Raw genomic sequence first — 14645 nt, forward strand, 5'->3', positions numbered from 1 at the left:
GATCCCCCATTAATTAAATAATCCACCAAAGAAATTACCTACGGTTTCACTAGCTTTATTAACTTTGTCCGAAGTCCAATCCTTAACGTTTTTAGCTGTATCAACAGTCCAATCCATTCCAGCTTTCACACCTTTTTGTATGCCATCTCTCAACTTCCTTCCAGGTGTCGTACTCATAAAGGCACCAACCCCTAACGCTACGGTAAATCCAGCTACCGTACCTATACCAGGAACTACAGATCCCGCTGCTGCTCCTGTTAACGCTGCTCCTGCGGCTCCCCCTGCCGCCCCAGCTACCGCTGCTCCTACGCTAGCGGCAAAGCCGGTAATAGCTGCACCTATCCCTATATCTGTAACCAAAGATGAAGCAAAACCTGTACTGGCATACCCTTCATCTGCATTCTCTCCAATACCGCTATAGTCAACGAAACTATTTATTGAATCTATAGCAATGCCAACTAATCCTCCACCTGTAATATTATTTTTAACAGAGTAAAAGTTTTTGTTTAGAAAATTATATGAATCACTCATAGTCGATCGAATCGAACTAGTAGCCCCTTTACCTAATTCATGAATCCTTTTAGAACGATTTGTATCAGCTGTATAATAATTAAAGTTAATATCGCCAATATACCTTTGATATTGATCGAAACTGAATTGGGCAATTCTCCCATCACCCATAGGTTTATTTTTTCCATATTTAACGTAACCGTCATCCCTTATTTTTATAGCAAATCCATTTGGTATAGACATCCCGGCAGGTAATACCTCCATCCCAAAATCGACCACTCTAGTTGCAATATCCAGGCCCGTACCGGTATATTTAATTGTGTCTGCTATTGCATAATTCCCTTCTTCTAAATCACCACTACCGAAACCATCACCATTTCCGATCACTCCATTGTCTAAACTATCATACCACCATGGATTTGCTGAATCTAATACTCCTCCATTTATACCATCTAATTGAAATGGACTTCCCGGTCCAAATTCTCCACTTTCAAAACTCGTCCCCGGAGTCATTTCACCCCATTGTAGTGCTTCGCTCTGCAATGGGATCCCAACTGTAATCGGGCTTCCAGAATTAATTGATTCCCCTGGACTCATTGTATTTCCTGGACTAATGGGGTTCCCTGGGTTAATCGGGGTTCCAGGATTAATTCCTGGTCCTGGATTGATTGGGGTTCCCGGGTTGATTGGAGTCCCCGAATCTATTCCCTGTCCTGGATTAATTGGACTTCCCGGAAAAATTGGTGTCCCAGGATTGATCGGATTTCCAGGGTCTATTCCTGATCCCGGGTCTATTGGAGTTCCAGGTGAAATTGGCGTTCCGGGATTGATTGGTGTTCCTGGATTAATCACTCCAGCACTTACATAGGCTGCGGGTAATACGTTTATACAAAGAATTGCAGCGGCACAAAGTCCTGCGATTTTTGATTTTAACCTATTAGGAGTATTCAGATTCACTACTGCCCTCTCCTTTCCTGGTAATTAAATAAACACGTCATCATTAATGCTGTTCAATCCAGACCTCGACTCTCCGATTTTTCGCACGCCCCTCTTCCGTATCGTTATCTGCAGTCGGCCGCGTTTCACCAAATCCTTCTTTCGTAAATGTCACATTGTTCAACCCTTCTTCGCCTTCAAAAAACGCTTTCACCGCTTGCGCTCTTCGTTCAGATAATGCTTGATTGTAGTCCGCATCCCCATCACTATCTGTATGACCATGAATATCCACTTCTGCCCCGTCTAACTTAACCAAAGCATCCGTTATCTCATCCAAAACTTCCTCCGCTTCCGGTTTTAAAGTATCGTCATCATAGTCAAATAAGAATGTCTCATCGATTTCAAGCATGACAAATTCATCCTCTTCTTCAATTACAACTGGCTTGCCTGGTAACGCAAGTTGACCCGCTATTTTCCCTAATACCGCTCTGTAATTATGCTCGTTTTCTTCTGTTAATCTCTCAACTTCAATATCTAGTTTCTCTCCAGTAAAAACTCTTCTCTCGCTATTCCTATCACCTAAAAAATTACGTGATTCACGATCTATATAATCTTCTCTATATAAATTACCAATAATATTTCTCATATTTGACATCTCAAGTCTTTGACTTTCATACCATGAACTACTGAAATCTGATATTTTATACTTATTCTCTTGTCTATTGGAAAAAGCCGACCTCTCCTCTTTCTTTTTCCAACTTATCCATTCAGAAGTAAATTCACGGGTCCGTTTTAACCCTTCTTCGATCTCTTCTTCAGAAGACGCAGGAATGTATATACCGCCTCCAACATCGGCAACATCTTCCAATATCTCCTTATCTGTCTCCCCCACATTAACACCAATCACATTCAGAATAATATCTGACCCCACTCCCTCCCATAATTCATTCACACCTTTCACCAAGTCATTGTCACACGTACCCACCCCATTCGTGAGAAGATAAATGACATTTGTATTCATATCAGAAGGATAATTATCAAAATCTTTTATTGCCTCTTCAAGTGCATGAATTAGGTGCCCCTCTTCTCCTAACGACAATTCATTTAAAATTTCAGGTATATCGAAGTATCGATCTAATCCACTTCCAGAAAAATCGTAAATAAGTTCAGTTTCCCCACATTCAGAAAGCCCCTCTCCTCCCACCGTTCTCACTCCGAGATGGGGAGAGACGGCTGTAGGTAATGTCTTATCCAATAATTTAATTGACTCTTTAGCTATATGTAAGTCCGATTCAGTCATTGTTTCTCCTATATTCAAAACGGTCAAAACATTCAATTGACCCTCCATCACGTACCAGACACCTTCAATTTCCGAATCAAATTCCCCCAATTCATATTCTTCGACCAGTCCATCTACCGGCATAAAGTCTTTCGCAAATAAATAAAGAAGCGATTCCCAATAGTGCTGCATTTCCTCCTCAGAAGCACCTTTTAAAGAAGGGAGCTTATCTTTAACAATATCCATTATTTTTTCTTCATCATCATCTCGGTCCAAATGTGCTAACTTTCCTTCTCCATAAGCAATCACTTCTTCGTATGTCTTTGGTTCAGACGGTGCTTCTGGAATAAACGGATTCAAATCGTTTTCTTGTCCCATAGTATCGTTTGCGGAATTTGTCACATTGGTTTCTAGTTCAAACTCACTCTCATCGTTTTCAACATTATTCTCCACTTCCTCATCATCTTCACTATTACATGAAATAAGAATAAAAAATGATATGAAAAAAAGTAACATCTGTAACTTTCGGTCTTTTTTGATTAGTTTCATTCTAGGCCTCCTTTAAAATAGATTAATACAAACCTTAAATAAATATGTAAACTTACTTCACTCTATACAAAAAACTTGTAAAATTATATAAAGAGAAGCTCAAGCACCCAAATATAGAGATACTTAAGCTATAATTTTTAAAAACTTATAATGATCTATTTATTTTATCAAATATTCCGTCTATAATATCTGTTACACCATTTGAGACTATTCCCTCATTCAAGACTGTCCCTACAATACCCACTACCATAATCAGAACAGCTGCAATTCCGAGCCACTCCAATGATTGTGCTCCTCTTTCGTTATTGATGGCACCAGTTGCTTTTGCATACATACTTAATATTAAATTCATCATTCATATTACCTCCCGAAGATTTTTTATATTATCTGACCATGTACTTTTCTTTTTTCACCTCCTAAGAAGTACAGATCGAGTATTAACCAAATAAGTCCATCATGTTGTTTTCACCCATAAACATATTCATAATCATTAATCCACCTATTAAAAACATAGCAGTCGGCATCAATATAAACGTGGTTACTAAAGTAATTTTCGGTGATGCTTTAGCTGCTTTTTCCTTAATTTTCTCTTTTTTCAGTTTTCGCATTTCTTCTGCTTGTAACTTAAATGTTGTGGATACTGGTACCCCTAATTGGGAACCTTGGATAAGTGATTTTATTAATAATTGGAATTCAGGACTTTCATTTCTAGTCAATAAATCTCGGTAAGCCATTTCTCGAGGAACTCCCAATTTTATTTTTTGTGAGTATCGGCTGAATTCTTCATTAACTGGACCATCGAAATAAGGTGCAATCTCTTCAATCGCTTGATCTAGCGAAACTCCTGCTTGTAGCGTGACACTCACGGTATCCAGAAAGTCTGGCAAAACAAAACCCAGTTCCTCTTGTCGCGCCTTTGCCTTCGACTTTAGCCAGATGATCAGTGTCATATAACCCGCAAGTGGAAACGCAATTAAACCAAATTGAGAGAAAGGAAATCCGATAATAAAAAGAAGTGACCCCATGATAAAACCTGCAATTCCTAACACTATTTTAGTTCCCTGGAAACGGTCGACATTCAAATTATAGGGATATGCAGCTTGCATAAGTAGACGTTCAATATCGTGTGATTCACTAAAAAAATTAATACGATGACCTAATGATGAAAAATCATCTGCATAATGAAAAATTCGATTTACTATATTTTTGCTAAAAGATTTATTGGCGCTTGTAATACGCTGTTGTTTGTATGTTGATATCTCAAAAATATGTTGTCTCACTTCTTCTTTGCTTTTTGCGAACTCAAACCATGATATAGCAAAGACAATGAGAAAAACCATTGACAGCAATGTTGTTATTAGAATCAGACCATCCATTGTCTACACCCTTACATCCGTTATTTTTTTAATAATTATAAAGGTCACCACAATTCCTAAAATAAAGACCGTTAATAATATTAAACCTACTAATGTGAAGAGTGGCTCAAGGAAACCTTCCATAATGTTGTTCATGATAAGAAGAAGAAATACAGGAATAACTGGAATAATATACGAAATGTACTTTTGTTCTGAAGTCATAGTTTTGGTTTCTTGAACGAGCAATCTTCTCTCATCCAATGTTTTTCCCATTTCACTTAAAACCGCATGAATATTACCTCCTGCCTTCTTCTGAATCTTTATTGTTGCAATAAATAGTTTGTAATCACGCGTTCTTACTCTTTTCTCAAAGTCGTTTATTGCTATGTTAAAATCTACACCCAATCGAAGTTCACTTGCTAAACGTGTAAATTCTTCTTTCGAAGGCTCTTCTATTTCTTTCGCTGCTAAATCAATTGCCTGTGTAAGTGTCATTCCTGAGCGAGTAGAGTTGGCAAGAATACGACATATTTCAGGGAGTTGCTCATTCATCCGGTCATAATATTTATTTCGTCTAATATAAAACAAACTGCGTCTAGTAATCTCTACCATGATAACTGCAATCAAAATGTTGAAAGGAAAAATGATGTTAAAAAAAATGCTTAACATATAGGCAAATATCATTCCGCTGACTATCATCATTGCATAAAACTCTGAAGCCATTAGTGGCATATTCGCTCTAATTAATTTTCTTTTAACTCGCAGACCATGGTTTGTCTGATCAAATTTTTCTCCCCAGACCATGATCTTACTTTTTCTGTTGCTTTTCGTGTCATACCATTCTTCTACTTTATTTTTCCATTCGCGTTTTATTGATCGGTAACCAAGATATTGATACCCCGAACACAAAAGAAATAATATCGCAAATGACCACAAGATGGATATTGTCATTTTTTATTCAATCCCCCTGTTTGACACGAAAGATAGCTTCGTCAATATTCGCTCCGTAAACTTGCATACGCCGTAAGCATTTTGGAATCACACCTGTCGGTTCAAATTGTCCTTCATTTTCTCCAATTTCATTAATCCCAGTCCTTTTAAATTTAAATATCTCTTGGATATGAACATTGCCATCCAAATCAGTTACCACTTCTGAAATCGCAACAATCTTTCGTTGTCCATCTTGCAACCGCTCCCCTTGCAAAATGATATCTAATGCACCAACGATATATTCTCGTACTATTTTCGTTGGAAGATCCATTCCAGCCATTACAACCATCCCTTCTATCCGACGAATCGCATCGGTTGGGGCGTTTGCATGAACAGTTGTCAGGGAACCTTCATGACCAGTATTCATCGCCTGCAACATATCAAAGGCTTCCGCGCCTCTAACCTCACCGACGATGATTCGATCTGGTCTCATTCTTAGCGCGTTTCTTACTAGTTGACGGATACTGATTTCTCCACTCCCTTCAACATTTGCTGGACGAGATTCCATGCCAACTACATTCGGTCGATCAATTTTCAACTCAGCAGAGTCTTCTATCGTTATGACACGTTCCCCCACTGGAATTGTTCCAGCTAATGCATTCAATAATGTCGTTTTACCACTGCCTGTCCCACCGGATATTAAAATATTTAGTTTTGATTTGACCGCCGCATCTAAAAATTTCTTCATTTCTTCATTTAATGACTGATATTCAATCAAATCACTCATCATAAAAGGTTCTTTCCGAAATTTACGAATCGATACTAATGGACCGTCAAGGCTGATTGGAGGGATCACTGCGTTAACACGACTCCCATCCGGTAACCGTCCATCAACCATAGGAGAACTTTCATCAATTCGTCTCCCTATCGGCGCTACTACTCGATCAATAATGTGTCTGACATGCGCACCATCGCGAAATTTTAAACTTGTCAATTCCAATTTTCCTAGCTTCTCAATATAAACTTCATCGTGCCCATTAATTAAGATTTCCGTAATTGCCGGATCCGTCAGAAGAGGTTCTAATGGTCCAAATCCTACAGATTCATCGATTAATCTTATTAATAGTTCCTCTTTATCACGATGAGGGATGATGACCTTCTCCTCACTCATAAACTGGCTAATGATTCTTTCAATTCGAAGCCGCATTTCACCTTTATCCATATTTGTTAGCTTTTCTAAATTGGTTTCATTAAGTAAGCGGGCTTTATAATGTTTACTCAGTTGATCAATATATGAGTTGTCATAGGAGGAGGAGTAAGACATTTTGTTTTCATTCTCTACTGCTCTAGTTGTTTTCTTTTGAAATAAAGACATTTTTTGGCTCCTCTCATGACCTTTATCCTTACTTTAGTTTTGATGACACCCATTTACGAACATCTTTCGCTACAAGTGGTATCTTTCTTTCACGGACCTTTTGACGAAGAGGAACACCTTTATTTACTGCACCTTGTACGCCTTTCATATCTCTACGAATTTCTGTAGCGACAGGTAAGGGAATAAATTCTTGAAGATCCTTTGCATTCAACTCGTTATTTCGCTCTTTTTCATTAATGACTATTTGAATACGATCCGTTGTATCCATACCTAATCTATCAAAAAGGGCATCGACATGTTGATAGACTCTAATTGACGGTGTATCTAGTTTCATCACATAATAAATCAAATCTGATTCCTCAAGAACAGCATAAGTTTTAGCATTCATTTCAGTTGGTAAATCAATGATTACAAAATCAAATATCCTTCGGCAAGACCGAATGAGTTGAGTAACATGTTCATCCAAAATACTTTCTGCTGCTTCTGCATCCTGAGGACTAAGTAGTAACTCTAGTTTGGATAACGGTTCTTTCTCACTCACATTCCTTATATGATTTTCATTAAGCTCGTTTATAACAGGTTTTAAATCGGCTAAAGACCGGTTACTTTCAATACCTAAAAAAGTCTCCACACCCCCGAATTGTAAATTTAAGTCTATTAGTAATACTTCGGCGGTCGATTCAAATTTTAATGTCTGCGCAAAGGTAGAGGATAGTAAAGTTCTTCCTACTCCCCCTTTACCGCTATAAAACGAAATAACCTGTCCTCTTCCTCTCTTTAATGCCTTTCCAGATGTAGCAGCAGTTTCTTCCACAGACTCTTTTTGATTCTTCACGACTTGCTGTATCTTCTCAAATCGTTCGTTAAACTGGTGAAATTCATCAGGAAAGACAAAAAAATCAGAGGCTCCAGCTCTTATGACATCCCTAAGCTGCAGAAAATTTTCTTCTTCCGTTACAAATAGAATGACAGGTGTACGAAAGCCCTGTGATTCATTATTTATATATTGAATTAACTCTACTTCTGAACCATTGTTAGGAGCGACGAAAATAACAACATCAGGAGCTATTCTACCAATCTCTTTTTTTACTTCTTTTGATGAATTGATCTCAACATTGTCATTTGATTGTAACGTTTCTTGAATTATACGATTACGTATTTCCTCTTGATCACAGATTAATAGAATTTTATTATCAACACTCACGAATGCATTCCCCTCCACTCTTTATTCATTGTCATTATTGTTATTCGATTCATTCTCATTTTCTTCGTTATTTGTTTCATCTTCATTGTTTTCTTCGTTCTCATTGGTTTCGCTGTTTGTTTCATTTTCGCTGTCTTCGTTATCGTTATTTTCATTTTCTTCTTCACTATCCTGACTTTCCTCATCTGTTTCTTGTTCTGGGTCACCATTTTCATGTGAATTTTCTTCTAAAGAATTATCTAGTGGACTAATCCCATCGGTCCCTACATTAGCCTTCAGTATTCGTAAACTACTTGCAAAGTTTTGCATATGGATAAGTTCTGACGCTGCATCCAAAGAAACCTCAACAGCAACTCCGCTAAAGGAGTTACCCTCTCTTGAAACCATGGCTACTGGCACATCTTCCATAAATACTTCCGTCATACTTTCACCCTCAAACCCATGCGAAACAACGATGTCTATTCTATCCATAACTTCAAGTTCTTGATCAAAATGGATTTTGTCCGATGAATACAAAGCAACGATTCGATTTCCATCTTCGGTTACATTAGAGTAATCTCTTAACATATTATGTGTAATCAAATTCCCCTCTGATAGTGGAACCACCGATACCTTCCCATCCAAGTGTTCTAATTCCGTAATATGACTCTCCGTCACAAAACGATTAGGAAGTTCCATCATTGTAATATGGTCTGATATAATTAATTCACGCGAAGATATATCTGTATTAGCAATATAAACTTCCGTCATTCCTCCAAGTTCTGACTGAAGATCCTGAACCTTATTAAGGATTAAAACTCCCGCAATTCCAGCAAAAATTATTGATAACGTTAAAAATATAAGTGCTCTTTTTTTCGACTCTAACATCCCTGCTCCACTCTCTTTCTAATTAACAAAAAACTAATAGATTTATTTCTTAGTAAATTTTCCCTTGCCTCTTAAATCTTGTTACCTACTAGGTAATTCACTGATCTTTTTAACAATTCAATTGAAATAGGTTTTAGTAATTTTAGTCTGATAGATTCAACTTTTTATCTATCAATCTATTTGTGTCTAATCAGTGAACACTACCCTTCTTTTACCACAAAGCAAAGGAGTTGCCAAATCCATCCAATTATTGAGTAGTATAATATAACTAATCCTATTAGACTAAAATGGGTGATTTTACCTCATTTTATTGATTATCTGTCTTTTTTAAATCAAAAGTCCTTAGTTTTACGTCTCAAATATTATATTTATGGAATAGTCAATGATACCAACTAGTAAATGATATCTAGTCAGCTAATGAAGCGTTTAAATTTGCGTTTGAATGAAAACGATAAAAAAACATCTATCGTAAGTCTTATTTGATTTACATAATTCGACAACCACATAAAATTTTGTCGATATAAGAATCATTTCCGTTGAAACCTAATTACTGAAAAATAGGTTCTAGCCTTCTATCCATCGTTAAAAACTTGAATGAAAGCCACGTTAAACATTTTATTTCATACAAAAAAGACCCACACCCTTTTATTCAGTGGTGTAGGTCTTCGTCACTTGGTTTTTAATTTCATTAATAGAGGCGTGATCGTCTGGCATTTTATCAATATGTTTCCAGATCACCTTTCCATTTTCATTGAAAAACCATGTTCCTCCTTGAATATATACATCTTGTGTTTTCATGGATTTTTTTACGATGGCGTTCTGGCTTGCTTCTTTCGGAAGGAAATTTTTCACTTTTCCAGTAACAAAGGCAAAGGCAGCCATGGAAAGTAATTTCAGTTTGGGAGCGGTTTGATGCCCCATCTCTCGGTATGCGTGACGCTTCGGATCACCGTAAAAAGGAAACGGATATGGCCCAAATGCATCGAGAAACTGGCTAACAAACGACCCTTTCGAAGGTGCAATCACGATAATTTGTACTTCTTCTTTTGTAATCTCATCTTCGTGCTCACGCAACTGCGCGAGATAATCTCGACATATCGGTCAACCGAGGTGTCGGACAAATACAACTAATGAGCGTTGATTTTCGATGAGCTGTTGTAATAATACTTCTTCTCCATCTGTTGACTCTAAATGGTAGGCTAGATTCATTTCTCTCACTCCTTACCTGAATTCCAAGATATGACTAGCTTATACCATATAGGAAAGAATTGTAAAACAATTGTTATCGTTTCATTGATTTAGGAATCAGAAAAATGGCTAATAAGGCAACGACAACATGAATGGCATGAGCAGCCAACGAAACGGAATAAAAAAAGCATCACAACAGCTGAAACCGCAATGATCCCTCCATTGATGACTCCCGCTCTGCAATACGCCGAAAAACGTTTTCGGTCCTCCAGTCTATTTGGCCTTCTTTTCCAATTCTACCAACGGTGACCACTTCGATTGATGATCGATAACAAATTGCCTGAATGACGTTGGTTTTCTTTTTAGTAGTACCTCTAAATCATTCGTTACTTTCTTGGCATTGCCCATTTTCGTAATGGCGTAAAGCATCGTCATAACGTTGGCGAACTCTTTTTTTACTCCTAAAGCGATTTGTTCCTTTCTAAATGCGAGAAAACCTAGATCTCGATACGTAATTTGTCTTCCTAGTACTCTTGATAACGTGGAAGCCACTGTCTCATAAGTTATCGCATCTTCTCCTGTTAACGTATAAATGTTATTTACATGTTCGTCCGCGTCTTGTAAGCAAATTGCAGCCGCTTCTCCTATATCTCTCGTATCAATAAAGCTCGTTGTCGCTTTGCCCACAGGAACGGCTATTTCATCACGAAGGGCAATGTCGTCTCGATGCGTTGTGCTTAAATTTTGCATGAAAAAACTCGGTCGTAAAAACGTGTGTGGAATATCAAATTCTTCTATCATTTTCTCGATTTTTTTGTGAGGGGCAATCGGATTCTTCTCCACTCCTAATAACGAGATAAAGACGAGATTTTTTATGTTCATTGCGCTTACCTTGTTGAGGAACGGTACCATATCGCGCTTGGGTTTTGCTAACTGCGGCGGTCGAACGAGAAAGATACGATCCACCCCTATCAGCGCTTCATCAAACGTATTTTCATTTAAAAAATCAAACGGAACTTCTTCATGATGATCACTGATTCGTGTTCTTTTTGATGCATGCCATGAGCCTGCAACTGTGTCCTCTCCTTTATTGACTAACTGTTCTACGACATGCCGACCGATATTACCAGTTGCGCCTGTAACGAATATTTTTCCCATTAGATAGTCCTCCTCGATTTTATCTATGTTCTTTCGATTATAGTTAGTCAACTAACTATATTGTTAAAAATTTTTACCTTATAAGTCATACCTTTTTTCAACGATTTTTTGTAGGACTTTCTGAAAAACGTCAGCTTCCTCTTTTTCCACATCATTCATTAACGTTTGAATCGTTCGATCTGCTTCTTGTTTCAATTTTGGTATCAGATCCCGGGCTTCGTCCGTTAACGAAACCAGCTGTGAGCGACCATCTTCAGGGTTCGATCGCAAGATGAGGAAGCCTCTTTTTTTCAGTCGTTTTAAAATGGCCGTCACCGTTGGACGATCAGAATGCATTCTGTCAGCAATATCTTTTGGCTTCACACTAGAATGTCCGAACTCTAATTGAATATATATGTCCAATAACACACCCCACTGCGCGGCGGTAACATCGTGTTTTTCCAACGCATCATTTAGTTCTGCTTTCGATACAAGTGCTGCTTTTGATAGTAAATAACCAGTATTATATCGTCGATCCATGACAAGACATCCTTTACTTCATACTTTCTTACAATATAGTTAGTTTACTAACTATATTGTTCCTTGTCAAGTTGATGGCGGTGGATCTGAAACGTCAGCTTCTTTTACAGATTTAGATGGCGTTTCTTTTTCCTTTGACTTTTTGAACATTTCCTTGAATTTCGACGATACATTCAACAGTTTTTGCTGCAAATCAATGCTTGGTTCCATGTCTCGAATGTTGATTTGATAAGACCGAATCATCGCCACTGTGCAGATTGGATCGATGAGAGCTCGTTTTACTGCGGTTGTGATCACATACGCTGCAACAACCGCAAGAAAACCAAGAAACGACGCCGCCTCATTGTTGTCCGCGACTGCAGAGCCAAGTGCCATTAGTGGAAATACGGTAACGAGAAACACGGTGATGTTTAAAATATATATAAACACAACGAGTCCTGCTGCAGTCGTCAATACTTTCTTCCATCCTTGAGCGTACATGACAACACCATCACAGGCCGATTTCCAAACGGTTTCTTCCTCTCCCTCTTTTTTGCGAAGCATAATGTAACTTAATACCGCTTCATCGATGTAGCGAAGGCTAATATTCATAACTCTGCTAACAATTGCCATGATGTTCTTCGCACCTGGCATAAAGCTAAAATAATTGCCGATTCGAAATAACCATCTTTGAATTTGTCTAACAGCTCTGTAAACGAGTTTATCAACGACAAAACATACGTTAGCCGAACCGAAATGATTCACGACCTGTTCTTTACCATAACTGAGCTGCCCTTTTCCGTCAGGCACTTCTCCATTGCGTAATAGTTCCGTCAAAACGGAAATGTGACCGACCTTCACCATATACAGCACGTATCTTTCCAAAAAACGGAGACCTGCTAATACACTAAAAAATGATAGAAGAATGATGAAAATGAAAAATCCTGCGGCAAATTCAAACATGTTAAACAAAAAGATGCTGACTCCAAGCATAATGCCTAAAAAAATGAATGATACCAAGGCAAAAATACCATATACAGCAATTCTAAAAAATATAAATGGTAACGTCTTCGTAAGCAGTTGCAATATTGACATATAAAATCCCCCTCCTCTGCATTTTTATGACGCTTGAAAGGGGAATATCACCATTAATTCGTTATATAAGTTTTGGGTGTTCGTTATAATATTTTCATCATCCAATTAGTAAAACATAAAGTAGCAACGACAACATGACTACACCTACGAGCGTGCTTGTTATGATAACTATCCACGATGAAGATTTAAATTGTTGCTCATTTATTGTTCGCTTATTTTTGAAAAATAGCCACGTTCCAAGGATAAGTACTGTCATTCCTGCAACAAAAGAAATCACACTTAGCATCGTAGCTAAGTTTCTACTCATTGGTGAACTTACTCCCGCTGTTAATTCGATACCAAAAATGAGAAATCCAATACCTTTCATGGCTAAAGCACTCCGAACCCATGCGAGAAACGTTCGTTCATTGGCAAGGTGTTGCTGAATATACGATGAGTCAATTGTTGGTTCTGCCATTTCAATCCCTTCTTTTCTACGAGATAAGATTTCTTTCCTTTATTATCATACATGACTACTCGATTTTTGAAAAATGAACCTTTTACTTTTGATCGGCTGACGTGCAGCCTTTTTCTGTGATACCAACATTCTCCTCTCATACTCTCCCTTGTTTTGCGAAAAATACGATGGACACGTCTCAAGGAGGTTGTTAATGGACAGTCAACGAGTAAAACAAATCATTGAATCACCCGTATTAATTAATGTCACCTACCACGGAATCCCCGTGTATATTGAGGAATTAGATGAAGGAAACCAATTGGCATCTGTTTTTCCACTTGAAAACATGGATGCTCATCAAGAAGTCGATATAGACGGCTTAGTGGAAGAAGGACCATAAATGGAAGGGAGGTTATCACCATGCATAGACAACGAGCAGAGGAAATTGCTCATTCTCCAGAGATGCACCATGTCACTTATAACGGAAAGCCCATTTACATCCAACACGTAGACATGGATAACCAGACAGCGCTCGTATCAACTCTGGACGAGCAAGAGAATGAGTATGAAGTGCACGTAACAGACCTGATTGAGAGTAAAAGCGAAGTTGATTTATAAAGGAGACGATTTTCTTGACTCGCATGGTCGATTCCTCTACCTTAAAAGTAGTGCATCATATTCATTAAGGAGGGGTTTCTTTTGAGTCAAAGCAGTCATATTAAAGATCGTTTTTTATCACACCGGTTGATCACGAATGATTTGATCGGAAAAATCAAAACAGAACACTTCGACTATAAGCCAACACCTACCTCGATGTCAGCACACGAACTGGTTGTTCATATGTTAACGTCGTTTTACCATCTTGCATCTGCGGCCGCTAAACAACGACCAAAGACACTCCACGATAAGGACGATGATAAGAATTTACCATTGCTTGCCCAACGGTACACGGATGAATCGGTCAAACTCATTGAATCGTTATCAGAAGAAAGGCTCGATGAGTTTGTTGACCTTTCAGATTCGATGGGAATCAATGTTCCTGCTCGAACGTTGATAGATATGGCTATTGATCACGAAATTAATCATAAAGGCAATCTATTTGTGTATGTGCGCGAAATGGGCCATGAAAAGTTACCAATGTTTGTGAAAAAGTAAGAATAAAACTCACTCAAGATGATTGAATAGTCATTTTACGTGTCGTTTTCTTATCACGGGACTAATTAGTGGAATTATTACCCTTTTATGGTGATTTCGACTAACTAGGT

The 14645-nt window shown here is 38.0% G+C and carries 16 protein-coding genes; 3 read left to right on the top strand and 13 right to left on the bottom strand.

Going from position 1 to position 14645, the window contains the following annotated elements:
* Window positions 1-9 precede the first annotated feature (9 nt).
* From QDN89_RS15985 to QDN89_RS16045, 13 genes are all read right to left on the bottom strand, one after another.
* Window positions 10-1467 carry a YtxH domain-containing protein gene (locus QDN89_RS15985; RefSeq protein WP_280771167.1) on the bottom strand — a complete coding sequence of 486 codons (1458 nt, stop codon included), beginning with the start codon at window positions 1465-1467 and terminating at the stop codon, window positions 10-12.
* 43 nt (window positions 1468-1510) lie between these two features.
* On the bottom strand, window positions 1511-3274 hold the full coding sequence (locus tag QDN89_RS15990; protein ID WP_280771168.1) for an OmpA family protein: 1764 nt from the start codon (window positions 3272-3274) through the stop codon (window positions 1511-1513).
* A gap of 145 nt (window positions 3275-3419) precedes the next feature.
* Complete coding sequence (locus QDN89_RS15995) at window positions 3420-3629, bottom strand: hypothetical protein (protein WP_280771169.1); 210 nt, start codon at window positions 3627-3629, stop codon at window positions 3420-3422.
* A gap of 82 nt (window positions 3630-3711) precedes the next feature.
* Window positions 3712-4650 (bottom strand): type II secretion system F family protein, encoded by a 939-nt coding sequence (locus QDN89_RS16000; RefSeq protein ID WP_280771170.1) that lies wholly within the window; start codon window positions 4648-4650, stop codon window positions 3712-3714.
* Between the two features lie 3 nt (window positions 4651-4653).
* Window positions 4654-5580, bottom strand: coding sequence for a type II secretion system F family protein (locus tag QDN89_RS16005; protein ID WP_280771171.1), 927 nt, complete (start codon window positions 5578-5580; stop codon window positions 4654-4656).
* Between the two features lie 7 nt (window positions 5581-5587).
* On the bottom strand, window positions 5588-6934 hold the full coding sequence (locus QDN89_RS16010; protein ID WP_280771172.1) for a TadA family conjugal transfer-associated ATPase: 1347 nt from the start codon (window positions 6932-6934) through the stop codon (window positions 5588-5590).
* A 28-nt stretch (window positions 6935-6962) separates the two neighbouring features.
* On the bottom strand, window positions 6963-8138 hold the full coding sequence (locus QDN89_RS16015) for a CpaE/TadZ family protein (protein ID WP_280771173.1): 1176 nt from the start codon (window positions 8136-8138) through the stop codon (window positions 6963-6965).
* A 21-nt stretch (window positions 8139-8159) separates the two neighbouring features.
* A complete protein-coding gene (locus tag QDN89_RS16020; protein ID WP_280771174.1) occupies window positions 8160-9005 on the bottom strand; it encodes an SAF domain-containing protein in 846 nt (281 codons plus the stop codon).
* Between the two features lie 645 nt (window positions 9006-9650).
* Window positions 9651-10079, bottom strand: a complete 429-nt coding sequence (locus QDN89_RS16025; protein WP_280771175.1) for an AhpC/TSA family protein — start codon at window positions 10077-10079, stop codon at window positions 9651-9653.
* A gap of 387 nt (window positions 10080-10466) precedes the next feature.
* Complete coding sequence (locus tag QDN89_RS16030; RefSeq protein WP_280771176.1) at window positions 10467-11351, bottom strand: NmrA family NAD(P)-binding protein; 885 nt, start codon at window positions 11349-11351, stop codon at window positions 10467-10469.
* A 78-nt stretch (window positions 11352-11429) separates the two neighbouring features.
* A complete protein-coding gene (locus QDN89_RS16035) occupies window positions 11430-11870 on the bottom strand; it encodes a MarR family winged helix-turn-helix transcriptional regulator (protein ID WP_280771177.1) in 441 nt (146 codons plus the stop codon).
* Window positions 11871-11936: 66 nt separating this feature from the next.
* Complete coding sequence (locus tag QDN89_RS16040; protein WP_280771178.1) at window positions 11937-12944, bottom strand: hypothetical protein; 1008 nt, start codon at window positions 12942-12944, stop codon at window positions 11937-11939.
* A 97-nt stretch (window positions 12945-13041) separates the two neighbouring features.
* Window positions 13042-13401 (bottom strand): YidH family protein, encoded by a 360-nt coding sequence (locus tag QDN89_RS16045; protein WP_280771179.1) that lies wholly within the window; start codon window positions 13399-13401, stop codon window positions 13042-13044.
* Window positions 13402-13594: 193 nt separating this feature from the next.
* On the opposite strand from QDN89_RS16045, the gene QDN89_RS16050 reads away from it, so the two are divergent.
* The 3 genes from QDN89_RS16050 (at window position 13595) to QDN89_RS16060 (ending at window position 14535) form a co-directional block, all read left to right on the top strand.
* Window positions 13595-13780 (top strand): H-type small acid-soluble spore protein, encoded by a 186-nt coding sequence (locus QDN89_RS16050; RefSeq protein WP_280771180.1) that lies wholly within the window; start codon window positions 13595-13597, stop codon window positions 13778-13780.
* A gap of 20 nt (window positions 13781-13800) precedes the next feature.
* Window positions 13801-13998: an H-type small acid-soluble spore protein gene (locus QDN89_RS16055; protein WP_280771181.1), complete on the top strand. Its 198-nt coding sequence runs from the start codon at window positions 13801-13803 to the stop codon at window positions 13996-13998.
* 81 nt (window positions 13999-14079) lie between these two features.
* Window positions 14080-14535 carry a DinB family protein gene (locus QDN89_RS16060; RefSeq protein WP_280771182.1) on the top strand — a complete coding sequence of 152 codons (456 nt, stop codon included), beginning with the start codon at window positions 14080-14082 and terminating at the stop codon, window positions 14533-14535.
* The last annotated feature ends 110 nt before the right edge of the window (window positions 14536-14645 follow it).

It is taken from the genome of Salipaludibacillus daqingensis, assembly GCF_029891575.1.
Classification (GTDB): Bacteria; Bacillota; Bacilli; order Bacillales; family Salisediminibacteriaceae; genus Salipaludibacillus; species Salipaludibacillus daqingensis.

Bases quoted from the DNA above. Each gene is read 5' to 3' on its own strand.
- QDN89_RS16040 (WP_280771178.1), bottom strand. From the start codon at position 12,944: ATGTCAATATTGCAACTGCTTACGAAGACGTTACCATTTATATTTTTT.
- QDN89_RS16020 (WP_280771174.1), bottom strand. From the start codon at position 9,005: ATGTTAGAGTCGAAAAAAAGAGCACTTATATTTTTAACGTTATCAATA.
- QDN89_RS16055 (WP_280771181.1), top strand. From the start codon at position 13,801: ATGCATAGACAACGAGCAGAGGAAATTGCTCATTCTCCAGAGATGCAC.
- QDN89_RS16005 (WP_280771171.1), bottom strand. From the start codon at position 5,580: ATGACAATATCCATCTTGTGGTCATTTGCGATATTATTTCTTTTGTGT.
- QDN89_RS15990 (WP_280771168.1), bottom strand. From the start codon at position 3,274: ATGAAACTAATCAAAAAAGACCGAAAGTTACAGATGTTACTTTTTTTC.
- QDN89_RS16010 (WP_280771172.1), bottom strand. From the start codon at position 6,934: ATGTCTTTATTTCAAAAGAAAACAACTAGAGCAGTAGAGAATGAAAAC.
- QDN89_RS16045 (WP_280771179.1), bottom strand. From the start codon at position 13,401: ATGGCAGAACCAACAATTGACTCATCGTATATTCAGCAACACCTTGCC.
- QDN89_RS15995 (WP_280771169.1), bottom strand. From the start codon at position 3,629: ATGATGAATTTAATATTAAGTATGTATGCAAAAGCAACTGGTGCCATC.
- QDN89_RS16035 (WP_280771177.1), bottom strand. From the start codon at position 11,870: ATGGATCGACGATATAATACTGGTTATTTACTATCAAAAGCAGCACTT.
- QDN89_RS16030 (WP_280771176.1), bottom strand. From the start codon at position 11,351: ATGGGAAAAATATTCGTTACAGGCGCAACTGGTAATATCGGTCGGCAT.
- QDN89_RS16000 (WP_280771170.1), bottom strand. From the start codon at position 4,650: ATGGATGGTCTGATTCTAATAACAACATTGCTGTCAATGGTTTTTCTC.
- QDN89_RS16050 (WP_280771180.1), top strand. From the start codon at position 13,595: ATGGACAGTCAACGAGTAAAACAAATCATTGAATCACCCGTATTAATT.